1 protein-coding gene is annotated in these 662 nt (G+C 72.2%); it reads right to left on the bottom strand.

Annotated features, from left to right (window positions below):
- Positions 1–662: acetyl-CoA C-acyltransferase (locus OP18_RS50680; protein ID WP_033368014.1), on the bottom strand; the 662-nt coding region annotated here is incomplete at both ends.

Here is a 662-nt window from a genome sequence, read left to right as displayed (position 1 = left end):
GTCGCGATGCCCATGCCGCCGCCGATGCACAGCGTGGCGAGGCCGTAGCGTTGGCCGCGGCGTTCGAGCTCGTCGATGAGGGTGCCGAGCAGCATGCCACCGGTCGCGCCGAGGGGGTGGCCCATGGCGATGGCGCCGCCGTTGACGTTGACCTTGTCCAGGCTGAACCCCATGTCCTTGGCGAAGCGCAGCACGACCGCGGCGAACGCCTCGTTCATCTCCACCAGGTCGATGTCCTCCACCGTCAACCCCGCCTTCGCCAGCGCCTTCCGCGACGCCGGCGCCGGCCCGGTCAGCATGATCGTCGGGTCCGCACCCGACACCGCCGCCGCGACCACCCGCGCCCGCGGCGTCAACCCCGCCTTCACCCCGGCCGCCTCACTGCCCACCAGGACCAGGGAGGCACCGTCGACGATGCCGGAGGAGTTCCCCGCCGTGTGCACGTGCTCGATCCGCTCCACCCAGTGGTAGCGCTGCAACGCCACCGCGTCGAACCCGCCCAGCTCACCGATCGCCGCGAACGACGGCGGCAGGGCGCCGAGCCCCTCCACGGTCGAGGCACGCAGATGCTCATCCCGATCCAGCACGACCAGGCCGTTACGGTCCCGGACCGGCACCACCGACCGGGAGAAGTACCCACCCGCCCACGCCTTCGCCGCCCG

It is taken from the genome of Dactylosporangium aurantiacum, from assembly GCF_000716715.1.
Lineage (GTDB): Bacteria > Actinomycetota > Actinomycetes > Mycobacteriales > Micromonosporaceae > Dactylosporangium > Dactylosporangium aurantiacum.
This window is presented reverse-complemented; position numbering and strand designations above follow the sequence as displayed.